Source organism: Gramella sp. KN1008 (genome assembly GCF_004332155.1).
GTDB lineage: Bacteria > Bacteroidota > Bacteroidia > Flavobacteriales > Flavobacteriaceae > Christiangramia.
In genome coordinates this window covers 596,337-623,208 of record NZ_SJDV01000001.1, presented here as the reverse complement: position 1 = coordinate 623,208, position 26,872 = coordinate 596,337, and the positions used below count along the sequence as shown (strand labels likewise).

18 protein-coding genes and 1 tRNA gene are annotated in these 26,872 nt (G+C 39.7%); 9 read left to right on the top strand and 10 right to left on the bottom strand.

What is annotated here, in order from left to right:
• Nucleotides 1-39: 39 nt before the first annotated feature.
• From EZJ28_RS02870 to EZJ28_RS02850, 5 genes are all read left to right on the top strand, one after another.
• The gene (locus tag EZJ28_RS02870; protein WP_131394705.1) at nt 40-2,256 is read left to right on the top strand and encodes a polyribonucleotide nucleotidyltransferase; all 2,217 of its coding nucleotides are present in this window, start codon (nt 40-42) and stop codon (nt 2,254-2,256) included.
• 263 nt (nt 2,257-2,519) lie between these two features.
• The gene (locus EZJ28_RS02865; protein ID WP_072552879.1) at nt 2,520-3,383 is read left to right on the top strand and encodes an RNA polymerase sigma factor RpoD/SigA; all 864 of its coding nucleotides are present in this window, start codon (nt 2,520-2,522) and stop codon (nt 3,381-3,383) included.
• Between the two features lie 199 nt (nt 3,384-3,582).
• The gene (locus EZJ28_RS02860; protein ID WP_131394703.1) at nt 3,583-3,984 is read left to right on the top strand and encodes a BLUF domain-containing protein; all 402 of its coding nucleotides are present in this window, start codon (nt 3,583-3,585) and stop codon (nt 3,982-3,984) included.
• A 55-nt stretch (nt 3,985-4,039) separates the two neighbouring features.
• The gene (gene rpe, locus EZJ28_RS02855) at nt 4,040-4,702 is read left to right on the top strand and encodes a ribulose-phosphate 3-epimerase (RefSeq protein WP_131394701.1); all 663 of its coding nucleotides are present in this window, start codon (nt 4,040-4,042) and stop codon (nt 4,700-4,702) included.
• Nucleotides 4,689-5,690, top strand: coding sequence for a YpdA family putative bacillithiol disulfide reductase (locus EZJ28_RS02850; protein ID WP_131394699.1), 1,002 nt, complete (start codon nt 4,689-4,691; stop codon nt 5,688-5,690). The genes rpe and EZJ28_RS02850 overlap by 14 nt, the downstream gene beginning before the upstream one ends.
• A 46-nt stretch (nt 5,691-5,736) precedes the next feature.
• Here the strand turns inward: EZJ28_RS02850 and EZJ28_RS02845 are convergent, their stop codons facing one another.
• From EZJ28_RS02845 to EZJ28_RS02835, 3 genes are all read right to left on the bottom strand, one after another.
• Nucleotides 5,737-6,096 (bottom strand): hypothetical protein, encoded by a 360-nt coding sequence (locus EZJ28_RS02845; RefSeq protein WP_131394697.1) that lies wholly within the window; start codon nt 6,094-6,096, stop codon nt 5,737-5,739.
• Between the two features lie 279 nt (nt 6,097-6,375).
• Nucleotides 6,376-6,449 (bottom strand) — tRNA-Arg (locus EZJ28_RS02840).
• A gap of 13 nt (nt 6,450-6,462) precedes the next feature.
• A complete protein-coding gene (locus EZJ28_RS02835) occupies nt 6,463-6,912 on the bottom strand; it encodes a GatB/YqeY domain-containing protein (protein WP_131394695.1) in 450 nt (149 codons plus the stop codon).
• Between the two features lie 104 nt (nt 6,913-7,016).
• On the opposite strand from EZJ28_RS02835, the gene EZJ28_RS02830 reads away from it, so the two are divergent.
• The 3 genes from EZJ28_RS02830 to EZJ28_RS02820 are packed head-to-tail and all read left to right on the top strand — an operon-like array spanning nt 7,017 to nt 11,689.
• Entirely contained in the window at nt 7,017-7,925 is a 909-nt protein-coding gene (locus EZJ28_RS02830) for an alpha/beta hydrolase (protein WP_131394693.1), read from the top strand.
• On the top strand, nt 7,922-9,100 hold the full coding sequence (locus EZJ28_RS02825; protein WP_131394691.1) for a histidinol-phosphatase: 1,179 nt from the start codon (nt 7,922-7,924) through the stop codon (nt 9,098-9,100). The genes EZJ28_RS02830 and EZJ28_RS02825 overlap by 4 nt, the downstream gene beginning before the upstream one ends.
• Before the next feature lie 9 nt (nt 9,101-9,109).
• On the top strand, nt 9,110-11,689 hold the full coding sequence (locus EZJ28_RS02820; protein ID WP_131394689.1) for a glycoside hydrolase family 2 TIM barrel-domain containing protein: 2,580 nt from the start codon (nt 9,110-9,112) through the stop codon (nt 11,687-11,689).
• A gap of 55 nt (nt 11,690-11,744) precedes the next feature.
• On the opposite strand, the gene bglX is transcribed toward EZJ28_RS02820, so the two are convergent.
• The 7 genes from bglX to EZJ28_RS02785 all read right to left on the bottom strand — a co-directional run bounded on the left by bglX (nt 11,745) and on the right by EZJ28_RS02785 (nt 25,018).
• Nucleotides 11,745-14,018, bottom strand: a complete 2,274-nt coding sequence (gene bglX / locus EZJ28_RS02815; protein WP_131394687.1) for a beta-glucosidase BglX — start codon at nt 14,016-14,018, stop codon at nt 11,745-11,747.
• A 43-nt stretch (nt 14,019-14,061) separates the two neighbouring features.
• Nucleotides 14,062-14,862, bottom strand: coding sequence for a prolyl oligopeptidase family serine peptidase (locus EZJ28_RS02810; protein ID WP_131394685.1), 801 nt, complete (start codon nt 14,860-14,862; stop codon nt 14,062-14,064).
• On the bottom strand, nt 14,852-16,231 hold the full coding sequence (locus tag EZJ28_RS02805; RefSeq protein ID WP_131394683.1) for a glucoamylase family protein: 1,380 nt from the start codon (nt 16,229-16,231) through the stop codon (nt 14,852-14,854). The genes EZJ28_RS02810 and EZJ28_RS02805 overlap by 11 nt, the downstream gene beginning before the upstream one ends.
• Nucleotides 16,232-16,261: 30 nt before the next feature.
• Nucleotides 16,262-17,602: a glucoamylase family protein gene (locus EZJ28_RS02800; protein ID WP_131394681.1), complete on the bottom strand. Its 1,341-nt coding sequence runs from the start codon at nt 17,600-17,602 to the stop codon at nt 16,262-16,264.
• 3 nt (nt 17,603-17,605) lie between these two features.
• Complete coding sequence (locus EZJ28_RS02795; protein ID WP_131394679.1) at nt 17,606-19,045, bottom strand: RagB/SusD family nutrient uptake outer membrane protein; 1,440 nt, start codon at nt 19,043-19,045, stop codon at nt 17,606-17,608.
• 10 nt (nt 19,046-19,055) lie between these two features.
• On the bottom strand, nt 19,056-22,049 hold the full coding sequence (locus EZJ28_RS02790; RefSeq protein ID WP_131394677.1) for a TonB-dependent receptor: 2,994 nt from the start codon (nt 22,047-22,049) through the stop codon (nt 19,056-19,058).
• A 227-nt stretch (nt 22,050-22,276) separates the two neighbouring features.
• Nucleotides 22,277-25,018, bottom strand: coding sequence for a LuxR C-terminal-related transcriptional regulator (locus tag EZJ28_RS02785; protein ID WP_131394675.1), 2,742 nt, complete (start codon nt 25,016-25,018; stop codon nt 22,277-22,279).
• Between the two features lie 94 nt (nt 25,019-25,112).
• Here EZJ28_RS02785 and EZJ28_RS02780 point away from each other — a divergent pair, with 94 nt between their 5' ends.
• Nucleotides 25,113-26,807 carry a sulfatase gene (locus tag EZJ28_RS02780; protein ID WP_131394673.1) on the top strand — a complete coding sequence of 565 codons (1,695 nt, stop codon included), beginning with the start codon at nt 25,113-25,115 and terminating at the stop codon, nt 26,805-26,807.
• Nucleotides 26,808-26,872 lie beyond the last annotated feature (65 nt).

Genomic DNA, 26,872 nt, shown 5'->3' with positions numbered 1-26,872 from the left:
TCTGGTTGAAGTTATTCAGATCAAGAATTCAAAATTATTATGATTCCAAAAACATTTAAAGAGGTTATCGATCTGGGTGATGGTAGGACCATCTCCCTCGAAACCGGAAAACTGGCAAAACAGGCTCACGGGTCGGTTGTTGTTCAAATGGGTAATGCCATGTTGCTTTGTACGGTGGTGTCTTCTTACACCCCTACCACAATGGATTTCTTTCCTTTAACACTGGATTACCGTGAAAAGTTTGCAGCTGCAGGGCGTTTTCCTGGCGGCTATTTTAAAAGGGAAGCCAGACCCAGTAGTGAAGAGATCCTGGTAATGCGTTTAGTGGACCGTGTACTTCGTCCATTATTCCCAAAAGATTACAAATTTGAGACCCAGGTAATGATCCAGCTGATGTCTCATGATGATGAAGTTATGCCCGATGCGCTTGCAGGACTGGCAGCTTCTGCAGCTATACAATTATCAGATATACCATTCGAGACCCCTATTTCTGAAGTAAGAGTAGCCCGAATTGATGGTGAATTCGTAATCAACCCAAGCAGCGAACAGCTTAAAGAAGCAGACATGGACGTGATGGTTGGAGCATCAGCAGATTCTGTGATGATGGTAGAAGGTGAAATGGACGAATGCTCTGAAGAAGAGATGGCTGAAGCTATCAAATACGCTCATGATGCCATAAAAGTTCAGTGTGAGGCTCAGGTAAAACTTGCTGAGGCTTTCGGGAAAAAAGAAACCCGTGAATATGAAGTAGCTGAAACCGATGAGGACATTCAGAAAAAAATTCATGAAGCCGTTTATCAGAAAGCTTATGACATTGCAAAATCAGGAACAAGCAAAAAAGAAAGAAGTGAAGCCTTTTCTCAATTAAAAGAAGAGGTCCTGGCAATGTTCTCTGAAGAAGAACTGGAAGAAAAAGGAAAAATGATCTCCGGATATTTCGGAGACGCTCATAAAAAAGCAGTTCGTGACCTTACCTTAAATGAAGGTATTCGTTTGGATGGAAGGAAAACGACCGACATCAGACCCATCTGGTGTGAAGTGGATTATCTACCATCTACTCACGGATCTGCCATCTTTACCAGAGGAGAAACACAGGCTTTAGCTACTGTTACTCTTGGAACTTCAAGGGAAGCCAACCAGGTAGATCTTCCAACCCAACAGGGTGAAGAAACATTCTATTTGCATTATAACTTCCCTCCTTTCTCTACAGGTGAGGCCTACCCTATCAGGGGAACTTCAAGACGTGAGATTGGTCACGGGAACCTAGCACAACGTGCACTTAAAGGTATGATCCCTGAGGACTGCCCATATACTGTAAGAGTAGTTTCGGAAGTACTGGAATCTAACGGATCATCTTCCATGGCCACTGTTTGTGCAGGGACTATGGCACTGATGGATGCCGGTGTGCAGTTGAAGAAACCTGTTTCAGGTATTGCGATGGGGCTAATCTCTGATGGTGATAATTATGCTGTACTTTCAGACATTCTGGGTGATGAAGATCATCTTGGTGATATGGATTTCAAAGTTACAGGAACCGAAGATGGTATCACGGCCTGCCAGATGGATATCAAGATAAAAGGACTTTCTTACGAGATCCTTGTGAATGCTCTTAAACAGGCACGTGATGGTCGACTTCATATTCTGAACAAACTTACAGAAACCATTTCTGAGCCAGGAAAAGCTGTAAAATCTCACGCTCCTAAAATCATTACCCAAAGAATTCCGGGAGAGTATATTGGCGCCCTTATTGGACCTGGAGGTAAAGTTATCCAGGAACTTCAAAAAGAAACCAAAACCGAGATCGTTATCAATGAAGATCCAGTGACCGAAGAAGGTATCGTGGAGATTCTTGGTACAGATCAGGAAGGCATCGATAAAGTTCTTGCAAAAATAGACTCCATCACCTTTAAGCCTGAAAAAGGAAGTGTGTATGAAGTTAAAGTGATCAAGATCCTTGACTTTGGTGCAGTGGTAGAATTTGTGGAAGCCCCAGGAAATGAAGTATTGCTTCATATCTCAGAACTGGCATGGGAGAGGACCAACAACGTGACCGATGTTGTTAACCTTGGAGACGTAATCGATGTTAAATATTTTGGTATCGATCCAAAAACACGCAAAGAGAAGGTTTCAAGAAAAGCTTTGTTACCAAGACCAGAAAGAAGTGATAATCGTGATCGCGATAATCGAAATTCTGACAGAAGCAAAGACAATCGCAACCGTGATAACAGGAATCGCGGAGACAGAAACAGGGATTAATTCCTTTTGTTTTATATAATAAGGAAGGGCCGCACTGATGCGGCCCTTTTTTATTTTAAAATATTCCATATTAACTGTAGGGAATGAAAATTCATCCGACTAAGGGACCCGGAATAAGTTTGAAACATCAAATTAACCCAGAAAATGAGAGGTTATTTAGTCCCTGGATAAAAAACTTGATCATTTTTGTAACATTTTGATTACTTCTTACGTATAATCTAGTACAAGGAACTATGCACCATTAAAATCCAAGTAGAAGATAGATGAGACAACTGAAGATTACGAAGCAGGTTACAAATCGTGAAACCGCTTCGTTAGACAAGTATTTGCAAGAAATTGGAAAAGTAGACCTGATCACCGCTGATGAAGAGGTAGAATTAGCGCAAAGGATCAAAGCCGGTGATAACCGTGCATTAGAAAAACTTACAAAAGCGAACCTTCGATTTGTAGTTTCTGTAGCAAAACAGTATCAAAATCAGGGATTAACCCTTCCTGATCTTATTAATGAAGGAAATTTAGGTTTGATCAAAGCTGCAAAGCGTTTTGATGAAACCCGTGGGTTTAAATTTATTTCATATGCCGTATGGTGGATTCGTCAAAGTATCCTTCAGGCATTGGCTGAACAATCCAGAATTGTTCGTTTACCATTGAACAAAATTGGTTCAATAAACAAGATTAATAAGACTTTCGCATTTTTAGAGCAATCTCACGAGCGTCCGCCAAGCGCTGAAGAGATCGCGAAAGAACTTGATATGACGATTAATGATGTAAAGGAGTCTATGAAAAACTCCGGCCGTCATGTATCTATGGATGCACCTCTTGTAGAAGGAGAAGATTCTAACCTGTATGACGTTTTACGCTCAGGGGAATCTCCAAATCCCGATAAGGAGCTATTGCATGAGTCACTCAGAACAGAGATTGAACGTGCTTTAGAGACCCTTACTCCAAGAGAAGCCGATGTAATAAGACTTTATTTTGGCCTGGGTGACCAACATCCTATGACTTTAGAAGAGATTGGCGAGACTTTTGATCTAACAAGAGAAAGAGTAAGACAAATTAAAGAAAAAGCCATAAGAAGATTAAAGCATACGTCTAGGAGTAAAATTTTAAAAACGTATCTTGGCTAAAGATATTTAAAGCAACAACAGTTTAGTGGCGGCGTGATGAACCGTCATGAAAATAACTGTTCGTTTTTTGATTGATGAATGACCCCGGAGTGATGACCGGGGTTTTTTCTTTTCATAATCTTAACTTATTTCATTCGTTTTTTGTGTAATTTCATAGTACGAACCTTGATATTCCTATCATTCGTTCTAAAATGTGATTATGCGATACGCCATCTGTTATGTAAGTACTGCCAAAGAAGGAATTTCTGACCAAGAAATTGAGGAAATTCTGAACAATTCTGAGGAAAATAACAACAAGAAAGATATTACCGGACTTCTTTTATATTCTGAAGGAAATTTTTTTCAGGTGATTGAAGGTGTAAAAGAGGATGTGAAGACCCTATATGAGAGGATAAAACGGGATAAAAGGCATAGCAATGTCATAAAACTATTTGAAACCTCTATTCACAAACCTTCCTTTGACGGATACAGAAGTGATTTGGTTACGGAAACCACTAAGTTTAATCCTGTAAAAATGCAGGATTACCGTCACCATCTGGAAGTTCTTGATCCAAAAACCAAACAGGCGGTGGAAAATGTGCTTAGGGCTTTTATATATTAAGTTATAGATAACACTATTTTCTTTCTATTTTTGCACAAATCATAACAACGCAAAAATGAAAGAAACATTGATCGCCCCTTCTATGCTCGCAGCCGATTTCGGGAATCTTCAGCGCGATACGGAAATGGTTAACAATAGCGAAGCCGACTGGTTTCATATTGATATCATGGATGGTGTATTCGTCCCTAATATTTCTTACGGAATGCCAGTCTTAAAAGCCATTAGCAAACATGCTGAGAAAACGATTGATGTTCACTTAATGATCGTTGATCCTGACAGATATATTAAAGATTTTGCCGAATTAGGTGCAGATATCCTTACGGTACATTATGAAGCCTGCACTCATTTACACAGAACTTTACAGGCTATTAAAGCGGAAGGTATGAAAGCCGGAGTTGCCATAAATCCCCATACCAGTGTGGATTTACTGAAAGATATTATCAATGATATCGACGTAGTACTTGTAATGAGTGTAAATCCCGGGTTTGGCGGTCAGAGCTTTATTGAGCATACATATAATAAGATTCAAAGGCTAAAAGAGATAATTTCGATTAATAATGCCAAAACCCTTATAGAGATCGACGGAGGCGTTACCGATATGAACGCTTCACAACTTTCAAAGGCAGGAGCCGATGTACTGGTAGCCGGAAGTTTTGTCTTTAAAGCAAAAGACCAGCCCCAAACTATAAAAAACCTTAAACAGCTTGCAAATTCCTGAGAATAATACATACGAATTAGTTATAATTGGTGGGGGCCCCATTGGAATAGCCTGTGCCCTGGAAGCCCAAAAGAAAAAGCTTTCCTATATAATCCTGGAAAAGGGTTGTCTGGTAAATTCTCTTTACCACTACCCTACCAACATGACTTTTTTCTCTACTTCCGAAAAACTGGAATTGGATAATATCCCTTTTATCAGTAATAATCCCAAACCCGGCAAGAGAGAAGCCCTGGAATACTACAGGAGAATTGCGACCTCCAATAAGATTAATATAAAGTTATTTGAAAAAGTTACTTCGGTAAATACAAAGCCCGATAAAACACATCTCATTACAACAACCAAAGCTGAATATTCAGCTGAAAATGTTATCGTGGCGACGGGCTTCTATGATATCCCTAATTATCTGGGGATACCCGGTGAAGACCTCCCTAAAGTCTCTCATTATTATAATGACCCTCATTACTATGCCACTCAGAAAACCATTGTGGTGGGTGCCAGTAACTCGGCCGTAGACGCTGCGCTGGAGATCTTTAGAAAAGGGGGCGATGTTACGATGATAGTGAGAAATCCTGAAATTGGGGAGAGGGTAAAATACTGGGTAAGGCCAGACATACTTAACAGAATTAAGGAGGGAAGCATCAAGGCCTATTTTAATTCAAATCTTAAAGAGATAAGGGATAATGAAGTGGTTATAGAAACCCCTGAAGGAGAAGATATTCTTGAGAATGATTTCGTGCTTCTTCTAACAGGTTACCGCCCCAATTTTGGATTCCTCCAGGATATGGGCATTAACTTATCGACAGATGGCCGTAAAATCCCACAGTATAATGAAGAAACCATGGAAACTAATGTCCCGGGAATCTTTCTTGCGGGTGTAATTTGTGGTGGAATTGAAACGCATAAATGGTTTATTGAGAACTCCCGGATTCATGCTGAAATGATCATGGACCATCTTAGTAAAAAAGAGAAAGCTCCTTCGAACAAATAAAAAAAGCAGCCCCAGGGCTGCTTTTAATTTTTTAAGAATTTATTCATTACATCACTACCACAGAACCGGATGTTAATCCCTTACGGCGGCTTATGATCCTTCCGTAGTATTCAAGATCTTCAGTATTGTTACGAAAAGAGTGATCTACTTTTTTCCCGATCTCTTCCAGAGGAAAAGTATAAATCTTTATCTCTGGATATCCATCAAATTTATCAGACTCATTAATACCCACTTCAATGGTATTGTCCTGTTTATTGTAAACAACAAACTCTGCCAGGAAATTATGCTTTATAAGATCGATACAATCCTGTGATAGCTCCTTGCATTCTTCACATTCAGAAACGTATACTTGCACAAGTTCCTGCAGTGAACTCCTCAGTTGATTAGTATTATAATATGCTGCCATAGGTGTTAGGTTTTTATCTATGCAGGCTAATTTAGAGCTTAAGCGTACTCCACAAAATTATTTATATAAGATTTAACGCCCCGGCTTAAAAAAAACAAAACAGAATTCGAATTTTTGCCCTTTCTTTTGCATAATATTTTAAGTTTTACTTAAAGTCTTCCATTTATATTAAAAATATTATCCAACTGCTATTTTCGAGTAGTAATAAAAACGAAACAGGAAGTAAGGAGAAATTTTAAACTAAAAAGTCCGTAACTTTCGCTACGGACTTTTATTCTGTGACCCAGGGAGGATTCGAACCCCCAACCCTCAGAGCCGAAATCTGATATTCTATCCAGTTGAACTACTGGGCCTCTCTATAAACTCTTAACTTAATTTCTTTCTTACAATAGTAGAGATGGTCTTGCCATCGGCTTTCCCGGCAAGTTCTGCCGTTGCCATTCCCATAACCTTCCCCATATCCTGCATTCCTGAAGCACCTGTTTTAGCAATGATCTCATCAACCTTTGCCTCAATTTCAGCTTCGCTAAGCTGTTCAGGAAGAAACTGCTCGATAACCTCAGCCTGTCTCAATTCTGGTTCAGCCAGGTCTTCCCTGCCCTGCTCCTTATAGATCTGAGCACTTTCCTTACGCTGTTTCACAAGCTTCTGTAGAAGTTTTAACTCCTCTTCTTCAGTAAGCCCGTCTTTTGAGGAAGATTCAGTATTTGCTAAAAGAATAGCGCTTTTAACTGCTCTTAAAGCTTCCAGTTTAGCACTGTCTTTCGCTTTCATTGCCGCCTTCATTTCGGCCATTACCTTATCCTGTAAACTCATAATTGAAAAATTATGCTGCGAAGATAAAGTTTTCTGCTTGAAATTACCACTTATTTATCCCTTCAAAATTAAGTATATTCCGTACTTAAAATTTATTATTCAGCATGAAAAAGATTCTATTCTACTGCATTGCATTTTTGGCCATTCAAAGCACTGTCGCTCAGGAAAAATACATTGACAGTCTTTACAAAGTCAATCCTGTTAAGACAGAAATTTATAGCACAAAAGACGGTGAAGACTTGATTATTGACCTCTATCAGCCCGGGAATTCTAATTCTGAAAAGACTCCGCTTATAATTTTTATGCATGGAGGAGGTTTTGCAGGCGGAAGCCCGAAAAATCCCCAGGAAGTCAAATTTGCCAAACTTGCCGCTGCAAAAGGATACAGTGTAGGCCTTATTTCTTATCGCTTAATGAGAAAAGGATCTAAAACAGGATTTGGATGTGATTTTGACGCTGCCGGAAAGATAGAAACATTTCAGTTCGCGGCAGAAGATTTTATGGATGCTGCCAGATTCATGACGAAAAATGCCGATAAATTCAACATAGATCCCGAAACAATAATTGTTGGAGGAAGTAGCGCGGGGGCTGAAGCCGTACTTAATGCGGTCTATAATCCTGATCTGATGTTTGAGGATTCAGAGAAATACTCTGATATAAAATTTTCAGCATTAATATCTCTTGCCGGGGCAATTGTTGACGTTCGATATCTAAAGAAAGAAAATACAATTCCGGGGATATTCTTTCACGGGACAGATGATAATCTGGTTCCCTATGCCACGGCTCCTCATCATTACTGTGAAAGCTCCAAACCAGGATATATTATCCTGGACGGCTCAAAAACCATAGTAGAAAAGCTTGATAAACTAAATAAATCTTATCTGTTCTATACTTTTCAGGATGCAAGACATGAGATTTCCGGAATGCCTTTTGAATATTTACCTGAAGTCTTTCAATTTCTTAAACAAGTAGTATTTAACCAAAATAAAATTCAATCCACCGTATTCAAATGAAAACGCCCTTATTAACCTTATTTACGCTCATCTTATCTGTTAGCCTAAACGCTCAGGAGAGCCAGTGGTATAAAGGAAACCTGCATACCCATTCCTATTGGAGCGATGGAGACGAATTCCCTGAAATGATCATGGACTGGTATAAGAAGAATGGTTATCAGTTCGTGGCACTCTCCGACCATAATATTTTAGCGGAAGGCGAAAAATGGAAAACTATTTCCAGTGACTCTCTTTATCAAGATGCTTTTAAGCAATATCTGAATAAATATGGAGAAGACTGGGTTAATTATAAAAAGGATGAGAAAGGACTACATGTTCAGTTAAAAACACTGGAAGAATTTCGTCCTTTATTCGAAAAACCTGAGGAGTTCATGATCTATAAGGCCGAGGAAGTGACTTCTTATCTTAAAGATAAAGCAGTTCATATGGGCGCCATAAATATCCAGGAAGTCATTGAACCTCAGGAAGGAAATACAATTGTTGAGCTTATTCAGAACAATCTGGATGCGATCATGGAACAGGAAAAAGAGACCGGCGAACCGGTGTTACAACATCTTAACCATCCCAATTTCACTTATGCTATAAAAGCTGAAGATATCATCCAGATAGATGGAGAAAGATTCTTTGAGGTTTTCAACGGGCATCCTCATGTTCATAATTATGGAGATAGCATTCATAACAGTACTGAAGAGATGTGGGACCAGGTGAATATTGCCTATCACTCAATGAACAAACCACTGCTAATGGGAATTGCGACCGATGATAGTCACCATTATCACAAATTTGGTGAGAAATACAGCAATGCCGGAAGAGGCTGGGTTACGGTAAGATCAGAAGAACTTACTCCGGGGTCTATTATTAATGCCATGGAAGCTGGGGATTTCTATGCCAGCACCGGCGTTGAACTATCCGATATTAAGTTTGAAAACAATGAACTGTTTATAGATATTGAAGAAGAGGCTGGGGTGAAATATGAGATCCAGTTCATTGGTGTGAAAAAAGGTTCTACGACAAGTGAAGTATTAAAAAAGTCCAGTGAGACCAACGCCAGTTTTGAAATTCCGGATGACGTCCTATTCGTGAGAGCAAAGATCATTTCAGATAGGCTCAAGAAAAATCCATATCGAGAAGGGGATACTGAAGTTGCCTGGACACAGCCGGTTTCAAATGATTAATATTTTAATATGAGAGTTTTCAAGTTTTTACTGATCGGTTTATTATTCATCAGTTTGAATTCTGAGGCACAGCGCCTGGTAAAAACCATTAATTCAGGCTGGCAATTTAAGCTGGAAACTTCAGAAGAAGAAAAGATCGTAAATATACCCCATACCTGGAACGCTCAGGACGCCTTTAATAATGGCACTTATTTCAGGGGAAAAGGAACTTATGAGAAAAAGCTATTTATTCCGCAAGAATGGCAAAAGAGCTCGGTATTCCTGAAATTTGAAGGAGCTAACCAGCACACCCAGGTTTTTGTCAATGACAAACCGGTTGGAGAACATACAGGAGGCTACACAGCCTTTGTTTTTGAATTGACAAATCATTTGAAATTTGGAGAAGCCAACCAGGTAAGAATTCTGGTTGATAATTCCCATGATCGGAATATCCCTCCACTGGAAGCCGACTTCAATTTTTATGGCGGAATCTATCGAGATCTCGAATTAATAGTTACCGGAAAGGATCATTTTAAACTTGAAGGAGAAGCCGCAGGAAATTTACTGGTAAAAACACCCGAAGTTTCTGCAGAACTTGCCAAAGTGAACTTTTCCGGAAACATCATCAGATCCGGTAATAAACAGACCCAACTTGAAATAAAAGTAACCGATCCTAATGGAAAAGTCATAAAAACCTTGACTCCAGCTCTTACAAAGGATCATTCAGATTTTTCTGTGGATTTTGAAATTAAAACCCCCCTACTCTGGTCTCCGGAACATCCCCATCTCTATGATATTACCGCAAACCTGGTAGATTCGGATTCTGAAGAAATACTGGACACTTATTCCACCAGCTTTGGATGCCGTTGGTTTAAAGCCGATCCCGAAAAAGGATTTTTTCTAAACGGGAAACCCATCAAACTAATAGGCGCAAACCGTCATCAGGATTTCGAGAATATGGGGAATGCCGTGCCTAATTCAATCCACAGGAAAGATTACCAGATGATCAAGGATATGGGCGCAAATTTTATAAGAACAGCCCATTATCCGCAGGATCCCGATGTTTATCGGATCTGTGACGAACTTGGTCTGCTTGTATGGACAGAAGTTCCGGTGATCAATGATGTGACAGACTCTGAAGCCTATCACCAGAATGCCATAGACATGCAGCGGGAACAGATCCTTCAGCTATACAATCATCCTTCGATCGTGTTCTGGGGGTATATGAACGAGATCTTTATCAGGCTGGTATTCACGAGGGATATGAATGAAGCCGACAAGAATGTCAAGATCCAGACCAGTGTGGAACTGGCTCAAAAACTCGAATCGGCAACCAAAGAACTCGATACTTCCAGATTGAGTGTGATGGCTCTGCACGAAAATGAAATCTATAATACCTCTAAAATTGCTGATATTCCTGATGTTATCGGCTGGAACCTATATTTTGGATGGTATACACCAGGATTGGAAAATCTCGGAAAATTCCTGGACAAACAACATGAGAGATACCCGGAAAGACCACTACTCATCTCAGAATATGGCCCGGGAAGTGATTCCAGGATTCAGACCAACGATCCCAGGCCCTGGGATTTCAGTGAAGCTTATCAATTAAAAAGTCATGTGAGTTATCTGAATCAGATCATGGAAAGAGATTATATGCTGGGAATGGCAGCCTGGAATTTTGCCGATTTCGGTTCTTCCGGCAGGCAGGACAGTCGGCCATTTATCAATCAGAAAGGTCTGGTTAACTTTAACAGGGAGCCAAAGGATGTTTATTATTACTACAAAGCGAGACTGAGCAAGGAAGATTTTGTTTATGTCGCCGGAAAGAATTTTACCACCCGCTATATAGATCAAAATGAAAAAGTAAAATTGAAGGTATTTTCAAATTCTGAAAAAGTAAAGGTCAAGATTGATGATAATATCGATAAGGAAGCAATTGTAAAGGACAATATTGCCGAATTCGATCTGGATCTTGAAGAAGGAAAGCATTCAATTAAGGCTATTTCCGGGAATACAAGCCATTCAAGAACTATAGAAGTTAAATTCAGAAATAACCTGATTAAAAATATAGCGAATGAGCCGCTAAGGATCAATGTAGGCAGTCATAGCGATTTTGTTGATGAAGAGACCGGCGAGATCTGGATAAGCGATCAGTCTTTTTCTGAAAATTCCTTTGGCTATAACGGCGGCGAAGTATTTCAACAATCAAAAAGCAAGTTCCAGGGAACGGCTTCTAATATCAAAGTAACAACAAAGGAACCGCTTTTTCAAACCATGCGGGAAGGCCTTGAGAGCTATAAGTTCAATGTTCCCAAAGGAATTTACAGGATCACTTTACTTATGGCTGAACCAAATAGAAGAGCCTCTAAAGAGAATATTTATAACCTGGGATCTGATGATGAGAAAACTTCTGATGAAATTCGAAATTTTGATATCCTGATCAATGGCAAAGTCGTAGAGCAAAATCTGAACCTGGCAAGGGATTATGGTGTCCTTCAGGCAGTTGAACTAAATTATGAGATCGCTTCGGAAAAGAATATTAAGGTTCAATTCAGACCGGATAATGGAAAACCGGTGCTATCTGGCATCAAGGTAGAAAAGCTATAAAAAAGCCCTGGCGTTCCGGAAAACAACCAGGGCTCAACAAACTAAAACTAGAGAATTACTTTTTCAAAGTGAAAGACCCATCAAATTCAGAATCTGAACTTCCTGCGATAAAGAATTCAAATTCCCCGGGTTCATACACATATTCAATGTTATAATTGTAAAATTTAAGATCTTCAGGAGTGATCGTAAAGGTCACTGTTTTAGACTCGCCCTTTTTGAGAGCGATCTTTTTAAAACCTTTAAGTTCTTTTCCGGGAGGCGTTACGCTTCTCACTACATCCCGAATGTAAAGCTGTACGATTTCTTCACCATCATAATTACCGGTATTCGTAACAGTCGCACTTAGCTCAATAGAACCATCGGCACTCATACTTTCAGAACTGGCTTTTACATCGCTATATTCAAAAGTGGTATAACTTAGTCCGTAACCGAATGGCAACAACGGTGAATTTGGGGAATCAAGATAATTGGTCTTGAACTTCTGGAACTCACCAGATTCAGGACCCGGCCTACCGGTGATCTTCATTCTGTAATGAATTGGCACCTGACCTACACTTCTTGGCCAGCTATTAGTTAATTTCCCTGAAGGATTATAGTCACCAAATAAAACATCTCCAACTGCATTTCCGGCTTCCACTCCAGGATGCCATATTTGGAGGATGCTTACCGGAAGGGCCATTTCTTCTGAAATATCAAGTGGCCTACCACTCATCAACACGAGTACCAACGGCTTACCTGTTTTTGCAAGCTCGTTGATCAGCCTCTTTTGGCTATCCGGAATAGTTATATCTGTACGACTTGCAGCCTCACCACTCATTTCGGTAGCCTCACCAACCACCGCGACGATAACGTCTGAATTATTAGACAGATCAAGAGCCTCCTTTAGTAGGGCGTCAGGAGACTCATTAGAGATCTGTATTCTTTCTCCAAATACATTAACTTTTTTCGCAAAAGTGCTGTCATCAGCAATATTAGCTCCCTTCGCATAGCTGATTTGTGCGTTTGGCGCGACATTTTTTAATCCTTCCAGAATCGGAACCGATAACTGGGGATTACCAGTGGGTGCCCAGGTACCAAGCATATTGTTCTTGCTATTTGCCAGAGGACCAACCAAAGCGATCTTAGCCTCTTTGTCTAACGGAAGGGTATTATTATGCTTTTTAAGTAACACGAAAGATCTGGTCGCAGCTTTTCTCGCCAGACTTCTGTTCTCCTCAGTAAGTATATCTTTTTCAGGTCGGCTTTCATCTGAATAGAGATAAGGATCATCCAACAGACCGATCTTATATTTAGCTTCAAGGATCCTTCTCGCGGCTTTAGTGATCTGCTCTTCTGAAACCAGACCTTCTTTTACAGACTTCTTCAAGGTGGTGAGAAAGCCTTCTCCCACCATATCCATATCCAGTCCTGCGTTGATCGCCAGCGCCGAAACGGCCTGTAAATCACCCAATCCATGAGCGATCATTTCGTTTACCGAAGTATAATCTGAAACCACAAATCCATCAAAACCCCATCTTTCCCGAAGCAGATCGGTAAGCAGCCATTTATTCCCTGAAGCAGGAATACCATCAATATCATTGAAAGAAGTCATTACACTACCAACTCCCGCATCTACTGCAGCTTTATATGGAGGAAGGTATTCGTTGAACATTTTCAGGCGGCTCATATCAACGGTGTTATAGTCCCTACCGGCCTCAGGGGCTCCGTATAAAGCCATATGCTTCACCGTTGCCATCATCGTATAAGGTGCAGTGAGATCTTCACCCTGATATCCCTGAACCATAGCTTTGGCTATCTCAGAGCCAAGATAAGGGTCTTCCCCAGCACCTTCGGCAATACGTCCCCATCGGGGATCTCTGGCGATATCCACCATGGGTGAGAAGTTCCAGTTAATCCCATCGGCGGTAGCTTCCTTAGCAGCCATTTTAGCCCCCTCTTTGATCAACTCCATATCCCAGCTGGAAGAAAGGCCCAGCGGAATTGGATAAGTGGTTTTATATCCATGAATAACATCTGCACCAATAAGAAGCGGAATTCCCAACCGGGAGTTCTTAACCGCTAATTCCTGTGCCTGTCTAACTTTTTCGGGACTGGAAACCCCAAATACACCCCCCACGTTTCCGGCCTTTATCTTGGTTTCTACATCTTCACTCACCACAGAGCCGGTAGCCACTCCTCCACCAGGAGTTAAAAGATTAAGTTGACCAATCTTTTCCTCAAGGGTCATTTTTGATAGCAATTCTTCTACCTCAGGAATTTTTTCCTGGGCATTCAGCATAGATATGCCCAAACATAATATCAAGGTTATTGAAACATAAATTTTTCTCATTCTCCTATATTTTATATTCTATTTTCTAATTGATTCTTGTAGACTAATTTTTATGATGAGAGAACAGCCACTCCAGCAGATAGGGTTCTGAAAATGCAGAATCCCAGCTATTGTGATTATCCTCTGGATACAATGATAATTTGGCATTTCCGCCATAGTGGTTAATACTTCTAGCCATGGCCTTGGAAAAACGGGACGGCACTATATCATCCTTTTCTCCATGGAAGATCCAGATATTAAATCCTGCCGGATAATTTTCGGCGATTTCTTCATTCGCACCTCCGCAAATGGCAAAGGCAGCCGCGAACATATCAGGTTTCTTAAAAATGATCTCATAAGTACCCATTCCGCCCATGGAAAGACCGCCTACATACACCCTGTCTGGATTGATAAAGTCTTTTGAAACGACAGTATCCATTAGTTGCATCACGAGATCAAGAGATCTGGTTGGTTCTTCTTTATTCTTAAAATCAAACTGAAAAGGCATAGTATCTCTTTTCACTTCCACCTTCGCCCAGTAATCTTTTTTTGGTGCCTGTGGAAAAATCACAATAGCAGGAAAGTTCTCCCGGTTCTCCTTTTTTAGAAACAGATCACTGCCGTGTACCAGCTGCGATTCATTATCATCTCCCCGTTCCCCCGCACCATGTAGAAAAAGTACAAGAGGATATTTCTTATCTTCAGAAAAACCTTCAGGATATAGTATCCTGTAATTAAGGGTATCTCCTTGTGCAATAAAATGTTCTTTTCTAAACTCTTCCCTGGTTTGAGCATTCAGTAGTAACGGAAATGCCAGTAAGACAGAACCGAACATTATCATAAAATATTTCAATCTATTCTTCATAATCAAAACCAAGTTTTTCAAGTCCGCTTTTCACTTCAGGAGCCTGCATGAACAGATCCCATATAAGCCCAGAACGGTAATTCTCTATCATTACCACCATAGGGCCCTGGTCTATTGCAAGATACCAGTCAGCTACCCATGGCTCTCCTTCAAGACTATATGCGTCATAAAATCCTGCAGGACCCCAGAGCAGATCATTTTGATCTGTAAAGAAATACCTCATAGCTCTAAGTGATTTTTCAGGAGTATATGGAATTGAGCTAATTGCTGCCGTAGGCGACACTACACCTCTATCTTCATCGGGGGAATGAGCGGCATAACCTACACTACCATCCTCCTTTCGTGTATAGCTGGCAGTAAGCCCCCAGGATTCGGGTCCATAAGTCTCAAAGCCTTTAGGGTTTTCCTGGCAATACTCATAATTGATATTAGTATGGTTCACATTCAGGTTCCAGTAATTAGCATACTTATCGGTAAGGCCTTTTGGATTAAGACCTAAGTAGGAATAATGAGCCCAGAAAAGAGGGCCTCCTTTATCTCCTCGGGTATTGTGCTTTAGAATGAGAGGAATTCCATAAGATTCAACATTAGTAGTAATATCACCTCCGCGAGCCCATCCTTCATGGTATACTTCCGGCTTAATAGAGTGATCGGGAGAAGCTGCAGCCATCACATAAGTAATAAGACATTCATTATAGCCCTGAATCACAAAATTTTTTTCGAATTCGTATTCCGGTGACCAGTGCCAAATAATTCCGTTTTTATTATTGGTATACCACTCCCATTCTATTCCTTTCCATAATTCGTCATATTTCCTGGCTACCGACTTTTCCCTGTCAGAACCATTTTTCAGGTATTCGCGAACCACTAAAAAGCCCTGTGCCAGAAACGATGTTTCTACAATATCACCACCATTATCTTTTTTACTGAATGCCTGCACCTCTCCTGTTTTACCATTCAACCAGTGTGACCAGGCTCCATGAAACCTTGGTGCATTATCAAGAAAGTCGGCTATTTTATCTAGCCTTGCGACCGCCGAATCACGGGGAATGAATCCGCGTTCTATTCCTGCAACGATTCCCATCAGGCCAAAACCTGTTCCTCCGGTAGTGACCACATGTGAATCATTCTTCGGGTAATTTCCATCGGGATGATAACGTTCACGGGCCAGGCCGCTGTTGGGCTCGGCATAATCCCAGAAAAATTTCAATGTTTGTTTCTGAACGGTATCCAGCAAAGCTTCATCAGATATTTGCATTTCTGAATCTGATACTTCCTTTTCTGAACCCGCTGCGTCTTTCTTATTGTCTTTACAGCCAATAAAGGCGAATCCTACTAGCAGAATTATTAAAAAAGATTTATTGAGCATTTTAAATTTCTTGAAGTAATATTTTAATTATTAAAGAAATCCCAGTTTCTCCAGCCCGTCCTTAATTTCCTGGTTGCTCATGAATAAGTCCCACAGGAGTTGAGAACGGTAATTTTCTATCATTGCCACAATGGGACCCTGGTCGATGGCAAGCCATCCGTCAGATACCCAATCATGCTCTTCTGAAAACGCATCGTAAAAGCCATATTCTCCCCAGAGCTCGTCATGTTTATCTTCATAAAAGTGCCTTAGGGCGGTCATGGATTTTTCCGGGCTATATGGAAAAGAAGACAATGCGGCGGTTGGAGTGATCACTCCAAGATCATTGGTAGGGCTATGTGCCGCATAGCCTTCGTGACTGTCTGAAGCCGTAAGGCCCCAGCTGTCTTCTCCATATCCTTCATAATTTTTGGGGTTATCTACAGAATATTCATAATTGATTAAGGTATGAGCTGTATTCTGCTCCCAGTAGTTGGCATATTCATCCTGAAGATTTCTAGGATCCAGACCAATAAATGAATAATGACTGAAAAATAAAGGACCTCCAAACAAAGGTCCTAGCGGCATATTTATACTATAATGTAGTCGATTTCTTCTAATGTTCCCATTTGAAGCCCATCCGCTCTTATAAACCTCTTTCTCTATAGAGTAAGTGGGAGATGAAGCTGCCAGTACGTAGGTGATAAGTGCTTCGTTCCATCCTTTAATTGGAAGGTTCATTTGAAAATCGTAATTAGGTGACCAGTGCCAGTACAAAACATCTTTTCCGTTTGTGTACCAGGTCCATTCTACATTTTCCCAGATCTCAGTAATTCGGGATCTAATATCATTTTCATCAAAATACGCTCTACATATGAGCAAACCCTGTATTAAAAAAGCCGTTTCCACCAAATCCCCACCGTCATCCATCTGGCTAAACGGTCGTGTCTGACCAGTGCTGGCCAGATACCAGTGAGAATAGGCCCCATGATAAGTTGGCACACTTTCAAGGAAGTCCAGAACCTTTTCAAGCCTTGTTACAGCTTCGGATTTTGTTATCCATCCTCTTTCTACCGCAGCGGGAAAGGTAGCCAAGCCAAAGCCTGTACCTCCTGTTGTAACCAGATTAGGAGATTGCCCTCCATATGCATCATCCTGAGATCGTTCTCGTGCCATCCCACTTACCGGCTCAGCAAAATCCCAGAAATAATTAAAGGTGGTCTCCTGAACCAGGTCCAGAAGTTCTTCATCACTAAGGGAAGGAACTTCTTCCCCTGCCTCCTCATTATCCGGTACTTCTGTGGCAGGACCTTCGGGTACCGAATCGGTACCCGAGTCACTGCTACATCCCATTATAATTAGTAAAAATAATATGCCAAGTTTCCATTTCATAGATTACCAAAGAGGGTTCTGCTCTAGCAATCCACCACTTTGGGCTATCTGTTCTTGTGGAATAGGGAATAGTTCATGTTTCCCTTCTACAAAAGGTACTCCGAAGGCTTGCATTACTTCAGCAGCACGTCCCTGGCGACGAAGATCAAAAATCCTATCTCCTTCCATGGCTAATTCAAGTCTTCTCTCTTTATAGATATCCAATAAAGTAAGAGTTTCAAGATCATCCAAACCGGCACGATCTCGAATTTCATTCACTTTTTCAAGAGCAGTATCTATATTACCAAGTTGAAAAGCAGCTTCAGCATTGATCAATAATACTTCTCCATATCTAATAAGACGAACGTTCTTTTCATCTGGGCTTTCCGCTTCCAGATGAACATATGCTTTCTGATTATACCTTTCGTTAGTCACGGTTTCAGGAACAAAACGGCCATCATATAAGGTTTCTCCTCTAAAAATGATTGTTCCGTCCATTCGTTCATCACCATCCTCATAAGCATTCACCAAATCTTCACTGGGAGAATTGAATCCCCAACCCCAGCCTCCCTGGCCTCGGGCACCCTGGGAAGTTCTGTAGTTATTAACTCCAAGACTTGGGGTTTCGCCTCTTCCCTGGATCTCAAAGATAGACTCCACTCCATTTTCAAACTCTTCTTTCCAAATGTCCTCATAATTGCTTTCCAGTTGATACTCTCCCGAATTTATCACTTCCTGAGAGTAATCATAGGCTGCCTGCCATTCCTGCTGATAAAGTTTCACCTTTGCCATAAGGGCCAGGGCTGCACCTTTTGGTGCTCTACCTAGATCACTGGGTGCGTATTCACTTTTAAAAGGAAGGTTATCAATAGCGAATTGAAGATCCTTTTCAATAAAAGTATACATCTCTTCTAAAGATGCTCTTTGATAAGCCCGGTTAATATCTTCTTCACTATTAGGATCCGGAATAAAATCTATTAGCGGCACTCCCCCGAACATCTGAACCATTCTGAAATACATCAAACCTCTTAGAAATCTAGCCTCTCCTAATAAACGATTCTTCAGATCATCTTCGATATCTACATCAGGCAGAAGTAAGATCGCTCTATTTGCCCTGGCAATTCCCTGATAATGGTTTTCCCAAAGGTTTCTAAATGAAGCTTCCGTTTCAGTATAGGTATATTCAGCATGGTTCTTCTGATATGTTCCGGTATCACCTGGATCACTTCCTTTATCTGCATTATCTGAAGTGATTTCTGTAGCTCCATACCACGGAAAAGAACTCATGTTAAAGCCTAAAAACTGATTATATATAGCGTTAACCAATTGCGGAGCAACATCTGGATCTGATAAGGCTACTTCCGGGGTTTCCTGTGAAGGATTTACTTCTAGAAAATCTTCACTACAAGAAACAAATCCAATAACAGCCAATATGATTAAAAACTTTCTATTTATGGTTTTCATAGTTTCTTTTTTATAAACTTAAGTTTAATCCTAAAATAAATGATTGAGTAGATGGATAAGCGTTTAGCTCTACCCCTGCATTAGATAATGGGCCTCCTGGAATTTCCGGAGTATAACCTGAATATGCCTGAGCGATGACAGGATTTTGAGCAGTAAAGTATACTCTCGCATTTCTAATAAACAACTCTTCAGCAAGCGGCAAGGTATATCCAAGCGTTATATTATTTATTCTAAGGAAATCTCCTTTTTCTAAATAATAATCTGAAGATAAGGGTACAGCGTTAAATGGGGCTGGTTCAGTATTTGAAGGATTCTGAGGTGTCCATCTATTATCAAAAACTTCCTGCTCTATATTCTCATTACTAAACCTGTTGGCCTTTTTACCGTTGTAAACATAGTTACCCCAGTTTCCATAGCCATCTAAATTAAAGTCCCAGTTCTTATAATTCATAGAGAAATTGAATCCTCCAAAATTCTTAGGAGTATAAGCTCCAAAAAACTTCTTATCAGCATCGTTAATGGTTCCGCTATTATCAACATCATCATAAATGAACTGACCATTTTCGTCTACTCCGGTAACATCTAACAACCAGAAACTACCAAGTGGCTGGCCTTCAACCACTTTTTTAGTGATCTGACCATTACCTATACTTCCTCCAGTATTTTCAGCGAAGAACTGATTTGTAACTTTTTCGAGTTCATTATTATTAAAAGTAAGATTACCTCCAATGCTATAGCTGAAATCTTCTCCAATATTATCACTCCAGTTTAAGACAATTTCCACTCCTTCATTTCGCACCTGTCCGGCTGGTGTAAGTGTGGTGCCGCTAAATCCAAAAGCATCTGGTAATTCCACAGGCAGAATGGCATTTCGGTTTAGACGATTATAATAATCTATTTCTCCGGAAAGTTTATTTTCCAAAAATCCGAACTCCAAACCGATATCAAACTCCTCTGTAGTCTCCCAGGATAGAGCAGGATCAATCAATTCATTGATCGTTCCTCCCTCGTTAATAGATTCATCAGGCCCAAACGGGTAGTTTAATCCTGTTGCAAAGGTTAGGATGTTCAATGGTACATTCTGGTTTCCTAGTTCTCCAAAACTACCTCGAAGTTTTAGAAAGCTGATTGTTTCTGAACCAAGTAAAAATTCTTCTTCAGATATAACCCAACCGGCACCCACAGAGAAAAAGTTACCCCATTTGTTGCCTTCCTGGAACTGACTGGAACCGTCACGTCTAATTGTGGCAGTTAATAAATATTTACTGTCATAATCATAATTCGCTCTTGCAAAGTATGAATTCAATCTTATCAGGTTTCCAGACCTTCCAGAGGATAATTGAGGTTCTTCATCACCATTATTTAAAAACCAAAAATCACTTTGTGGTGGAACATTATAACGAACACCTCTTAAATATTCGCCATTCATAATGCCATTGGAACCTAACAGTTCTTCTACAGTGGTACCTAAGGTAAGTTTGAAATTATGAACATCGTTTAAAGAGTGATTGAGAGTTACGAAATTGTCTAATACCCAACGATAATTGTTGTTCTTAGTGGTGATTAGCGTATTTTTTGGACTATCTGCTGAATAGTCATCCACCGTACGGGTTGGATCCCCAGATAAGAATAGATCAAGATTAGGAACAAAAGATCTGCTTCTAAAATATTCTGTTTCTATACCGAATCTGGATGTGAAATCTATCCAATCAGCAATATCAGCCTCGATAGTAAATGTTCCCTGTAACCTTAAATTCTTCTGTTGCTGATTATTGTAGAACAAATCGCGAACAGGATTACCCACATTATTGATTCCGGTTGAAGACCCAAACTTACCTGCGAATTCATTCCCTTGAGGATATCTCACCGGGATGATAGGAGTTTGTTTGTATGCATTATTGAATGCTCCAAATGGCTTTGGAATTTCATCGGATAATGCCGCACTTACCTGTTGACTGAATTTGATCCTTTCTACCAGGTCAAATTCTGTATTACTTCTTAAAGTAAGCCTATTAAAATCATTCCCTTTTAGTATACCTTCTTCCTCATAATACCCGGCACTAAAAAATGTTCTTACCTTTTCGCTACCAGCTGTGATTGAAAGGTTATTACTTGAAATACTTCCAGATCTGGTGATTTCATCAAACCAATCAGTATTAAATTCCTGATTTTCAGAAAATCTCGGATCATCTCCATCAGCCTGCAGCGCTTCATTGGAATAGATAGCAAAAGACCTTGAATCGGCCATCTTAACTTTTCTTAATTCCGATTTAATACCATAAGAGGATTCAATATTAATTTCTGTAGCTCCGGCTTTACCTTTTTTGGTCGTAACGATAATAACCCCATTAGCACCTCTATTACCATAAATCGCAAGAGAGGATGCATCTTTAAGAATATCAATATTTGTGATATCATTAGGATTTATGTTATCTATATTATCGGTAAGAATTCCATCTACAACATATAAAGGATTTTGCCCTCCGAAAGCTGTTCCAAGTCCTCTAATAAAAACATCAGGAGTTGACCCCGGAGCTCCGGAAGGTGTAATCTGAACACCGGCTGCTCTACCCTGAATGGATTGCATTGGGGAAGACGCAGGCTGGCGCGTGATTTCTTCGGTACTTACACGACTAATACTTCCTGTTAAATCCTGTTTTCTCTGGCTACCATACCCTACAATGACTACCTCCTCTAATTGTCCGGTATCCTCTGTAAGACTAACAGCATAATCGGAACTAGTAGTTACTTCTATTTCCTGTGCTGCGAAACCAAGAAAAGTCACACGAAACACATCTCCAACCTCAACATTCTCTAAAGTGAAGTTTCCATCGAAGTCAGTCACATCAAAAATCTCCTTACCAATCACCTTCACTTCGGCACCCGGTAAGGGCACATCATTGGCATCGGTGACGACACCATTAACAGTTTTAGTTTGCTGAGCGTAATTCATACTAATGAAAGTCATGAAAAATGCACAAGCCAAGAATAATTTTACTTTCATACTCGTGAGTGTTTTTGCTTTAATTGTTACTGAAAGATACGCCCAAAGGGCTTTTTCACGCAAACGTTGTAGTACACATCTACTACTTCAGGTTAAAATACACAATAAATACTTGATTTTCAAGTATTTAATATTATTTTGAAGTAAAATTTTAGGATAATTTTTTGATTATGATGTAGTATTGTAGTAGTCATTTTTAGGAATTATCACCCCCTGTTTTTAAGAATTTAAAAATTCTTGATAAGGAATTTTGTGAGATTCACATCACTATCAAGTTTCATTTTCTTTCTTAAGCGATATCGATGAACTTCCACACCCCTTACAGAAATCCCCATTAAAGGAGCGATTTCTTTAGAACTAAGATTCATTTTAAGATAGGAACACAATTTAAGGTCCTTACTGGTAAGTTTCGGGTACCGTTTAAGAAGGTCTTTAAAGAAATCCTCATGCACTTCATTAAAGTTGGTCTCAAAAACCTTCCATTCGTCCTTATTTTTTACAGCGGTATTAATCTTATTCATAATATGTTTAATACGAAACTGATTGGAAAATTTATTCTTATCCTTACTCAATTCACCCTGAATCTCCATCAAGACTTCATTCTTTTTTGCGGCCATCATGGTTGTATTGGCAAGTTCTTTTCGCTTAAGATCAATTTCGTTCATCAATCTTTGCTTTTCAAGCATATTCAAACGTTCTGAATGTTCTTTTTCAAATTTTTCTTCCAGTTGTAGTTGATGTTTCTTAAGCTTCTGTTTGTTAACCCAATAAATAAATAAGAATATTAGAATAAGAAATAAAACATACACGGCTTTCATCCAAACTGAAAAGTACCAGGGAGGAGCTATTGAAAAATACAGGATCTCTGCCGGCAAAGTTTTGTTCATATTCTCACCTGCAGCCTTTAGTTGTAATTCATAATCTCCGTGTTTTAAGTTTCGGAAATTAATCTCGCCACCCGTTACAATTCCACTAAGACTCTCCTCCCCTTTAAGCTCATATATTACCTCACCGGCCTCAGAAACAGGCATACCCGCTTTAATTGTAATATTACGGCTTTGTTTATAGGGAATTGCAGCCGGATCTTTCAAAGAGTATCGTTCAATCTCATCAGAAAATTCTTTAATAAAAGGCGCACTAATCCATTCCGCTTCCCGTTGTCTCCTAAGTCTATTGAGATTTAACCTTGCAAACCCATCATTCAAGGTTACATAGAATATGGAATCATTGAGCCTTACCAAATTCTCATTTCCCTTTACCATACGATTATTCAGTTTTTGCGCTGGAATAGAAAATTGTTCATCTTTTAAATCGGTAATTACCAAAGACCCCTCAAGAGTATTAATAAATATATACTCAGAATCTCCCTTATATACCAGCCGGGAATGATCATAAGATGCCAATTCTTTAGACCTCTCAAAGGTTTGGGTAAAAGGATTATATTTATACCACTTTTCATCGATATAGGTTAGAATCTGATCATTAACTTTATAGATCTTCGGACTAAAATTCTTACTATCCCCTAACGGAGAAACTTTTTCGATTTCAAATTCCTCCCATCCATCTGTGGTTATACGGTAAAGACCTTCATAAGGATGCGCAGCCCATATCTTATCGTCACCTTCAAACACAATTTCCTTGACAGGAAAATTTATCTCTTCCAGGACTTCTAATTCAGCATTTCCAGGATCAAAAAGACTTAGCCCGGTATAATGACCTATTAAGTATTTATCGTTCTCTTTCAGCTTTTTTATCACAAAACTTCCCGTCCTGTTATCTATAGGAACAAAGCTGTTATTAACAATTTTATATGTACCCGTATTATGGTTAGCATATAAGGTATTATCTATAACTTCCAGGTTCCAGGTATGATCGGTAGCATTTTCAATAAGTTCCGGGCCACTATTTCCGATTCTGTAAACACCAGTATTACTTGCCAAATAATATTCTCCCCTGTAAATCTGAAGATCGTAAACAGCTCCTACTTCCCCTGTATTATCTGTATAAAATTTAATAGGTTCATGGAGATCAACATAATCCACACCTTTATCCAATGCCAGCCATAATTTATCCCGGGCATAGGCCATACCAAGAACAGTATTGTTTTGAAGACCGGAGGCACGGTTATAGACATGATAGGTGCTGCCCGAAATATCATAGTGCACTATTCCGTTTTTGATTGTACCAAGTACCAGTTCGTTATCAGAAACTGAAATGATATGATTCAATTCGGATTTTTGCAGAAATTCATTCAACTCATTGTCCCAAAACCTTCTAACTTTGTTATTTGCATAGTAATACAATCCTTCTTTTCCTCCAATGTATAAGGTATCTCCTGCTGATTCAATATCAATCACATTAATATTCATAATGACATCGAGATTCCCCTCCAAAGGCGTCAGTTTTCCAGAAACATCTAAGGATACCAGCCCGTTCTTTCTTGGAGCTAGTATTAGTTGATCCTTATAATTTCCCATAGCCGTGGAAACAATTTCCTCGATCTTAGAGATCTTATTATCCTGATATTTATATACCGCACCAAATGACCTAAAATAAATAGCGTCATTATAAGAAGTTATTTCCCAAAATTCATCGCTCTGCATATCAATGTCCTTCATTAGAGAAGTCAGGGAAACATAATTCATGCATCCCTCATCGGTAGTTTCCCAGTACCCGAATTCCTGATAGGAGCCTATAAATACCTTTCCATTATAAGGATAAACTGAACGGATAATAGATCGGCTTTCCAAGGGAAAAAGTTCCCAGTTCACACCGTCAAAAACCAATAATCCCTGATTGTTGGCTGCATAGACCACCCCCCTTTCGTCCAAAGCAATATCCCAGTTCTGACTAGCTGCCGCATATTCTGCCGGAGAATAGTTTTGTATAGGTGGGACAAATTCCTGCGAATAGGAAGAAGTAATTGTTATGACACATATTATCAATAACTTATATAAATATGGTTTCATATTGTATACCCAATTGTGCAATTATTGTGCAGGCGAAAAGTAACAATTTTACAGCAAAACTTTTGTATTTTTCCCTTCTTAAAATTTTAAAACAATGAATCGACCATCCTTTTTTAAACGGTATTTTATTGCATTTGTCCTGAGCATTCCACTTTTTTTCTCAAGTTGCAAAAACATCGAAGAATCTAAGGCAGAAGTAGAAAAAAATAAAAGACCCAACATTGTGTTTATAATGTCTGATGATCATGCCGAACAGGCAATCAGCGCATACGGGCATCCGGTAAGTCAATTGGCACCTACTCCAAATATTGACAGAATAGCTAATAACGGTGCCAAATTTCTCAATAATTTCTGCACCAATTCTATTTGTGGTCCAAGCCGGGCGGTGATTCTTACAGGTAAATTTAGTCATATCAATGGGTTTCGAATGAATGGTGAAGTATTTGACGGATCTCAGCCAACCCTGCCAAAATACTTGAAAGGCGCTGGTTATCAGACCGCCATAGTAGGGAAATGGCATTTACATGGGAAACCCCAGGGATTTGATTACTGGAATATTCTGAATGACCAGGGAAATTATTACAACCCTGAATTTATCCACGAAAATGACACCACCATTGTGAATGGTTATGCCACAGACATCATTACTGACATGGGCCTGGACTGGCTTAAAAATAAAAGAAATGGTGATAAACCCTTCTTTTTAATGGTTCACCATAAGGCTCCGCATCGTAACTGGATGCCACCACTAAGGCATATCAACACCTATGATTCCATAAATTTTCCTTTACCGGACACCTATTTCTCGAAACATGAAAATCAGGTAGCTGCGCAAGAGCAATTACAAACCATTTATGAGGATATGTATGAAGGGCATGACCTGAAAATGACCGTATCCAAGGGAAGTGACTCGCTAAGGCATAATCCGTGGAAATCTGATTTTAACAGGATGACCAGGGAACAGAGAGATGCATGGGATGATGCTTACCGCGCAAAGAATGATGCCTTCCATGATGCAAATCTTTCCGGGAGGGAATTGGCAGAATGGAAAGGTCAGCGTTACCTTCATGACTATATGGGAACGGTTACCGCCGTTGATGAGGGTGTAGGAAAAATTCTTGATTACCTGGAAGAACAGGGACTTACAGAAAACACAATTATAGTATACACTACTGACCAGGGTTTCTACCTTGGAGAAAAAGGTTTCTTTGATAAGCGCTTTATGTATGAGGAATCCCTCGCCATGCCATTATTGATGCAATATCCCCCGGCCATAGAACCGGGAACCACTATTGATGCACTTACACAGAATCTGGATTTCGCTCCTACGTTTCTGGATTTTGCCGGCGCTGAGATTCCATCAGAAATGCAGGGTAAATCTCTGAAACCATTACTAACCGGAAAAGCTGATGACGAAGATTTCCGGGATGCTGTTTATTACCACTATTATGATTTTCCGGCATTTCATATGGTGAAAAGACAATATGGAGTAAGGACAGATCGCTATAAAATCATTCATTTTTATGACGATATAGACACATGGGAACTTTACGATCTTAAGAAAGATCCACAGGAAGAAAATAACCTTTATGGAAATCCCGAATATGCAGATGTGCAGAAAAGATTACATGATAAACTGAAATCGCTTCAGGAAAAATATGAAGTTACAGAGGAAGAATTTCAAACCACGCCAGAAGAGCAGGTTAAAAGAGCTTATAGAAATTTTGCAAGACTCGCAGGTGAGGATCCGGAAACTTACCCAAAAGAGAAAAAGACTGAAATAGATTAAACAACTTTAATTTAACTTTTATCAACCACCACTTTTTAAAAAATGATTGATCTAAGCAGAAAATT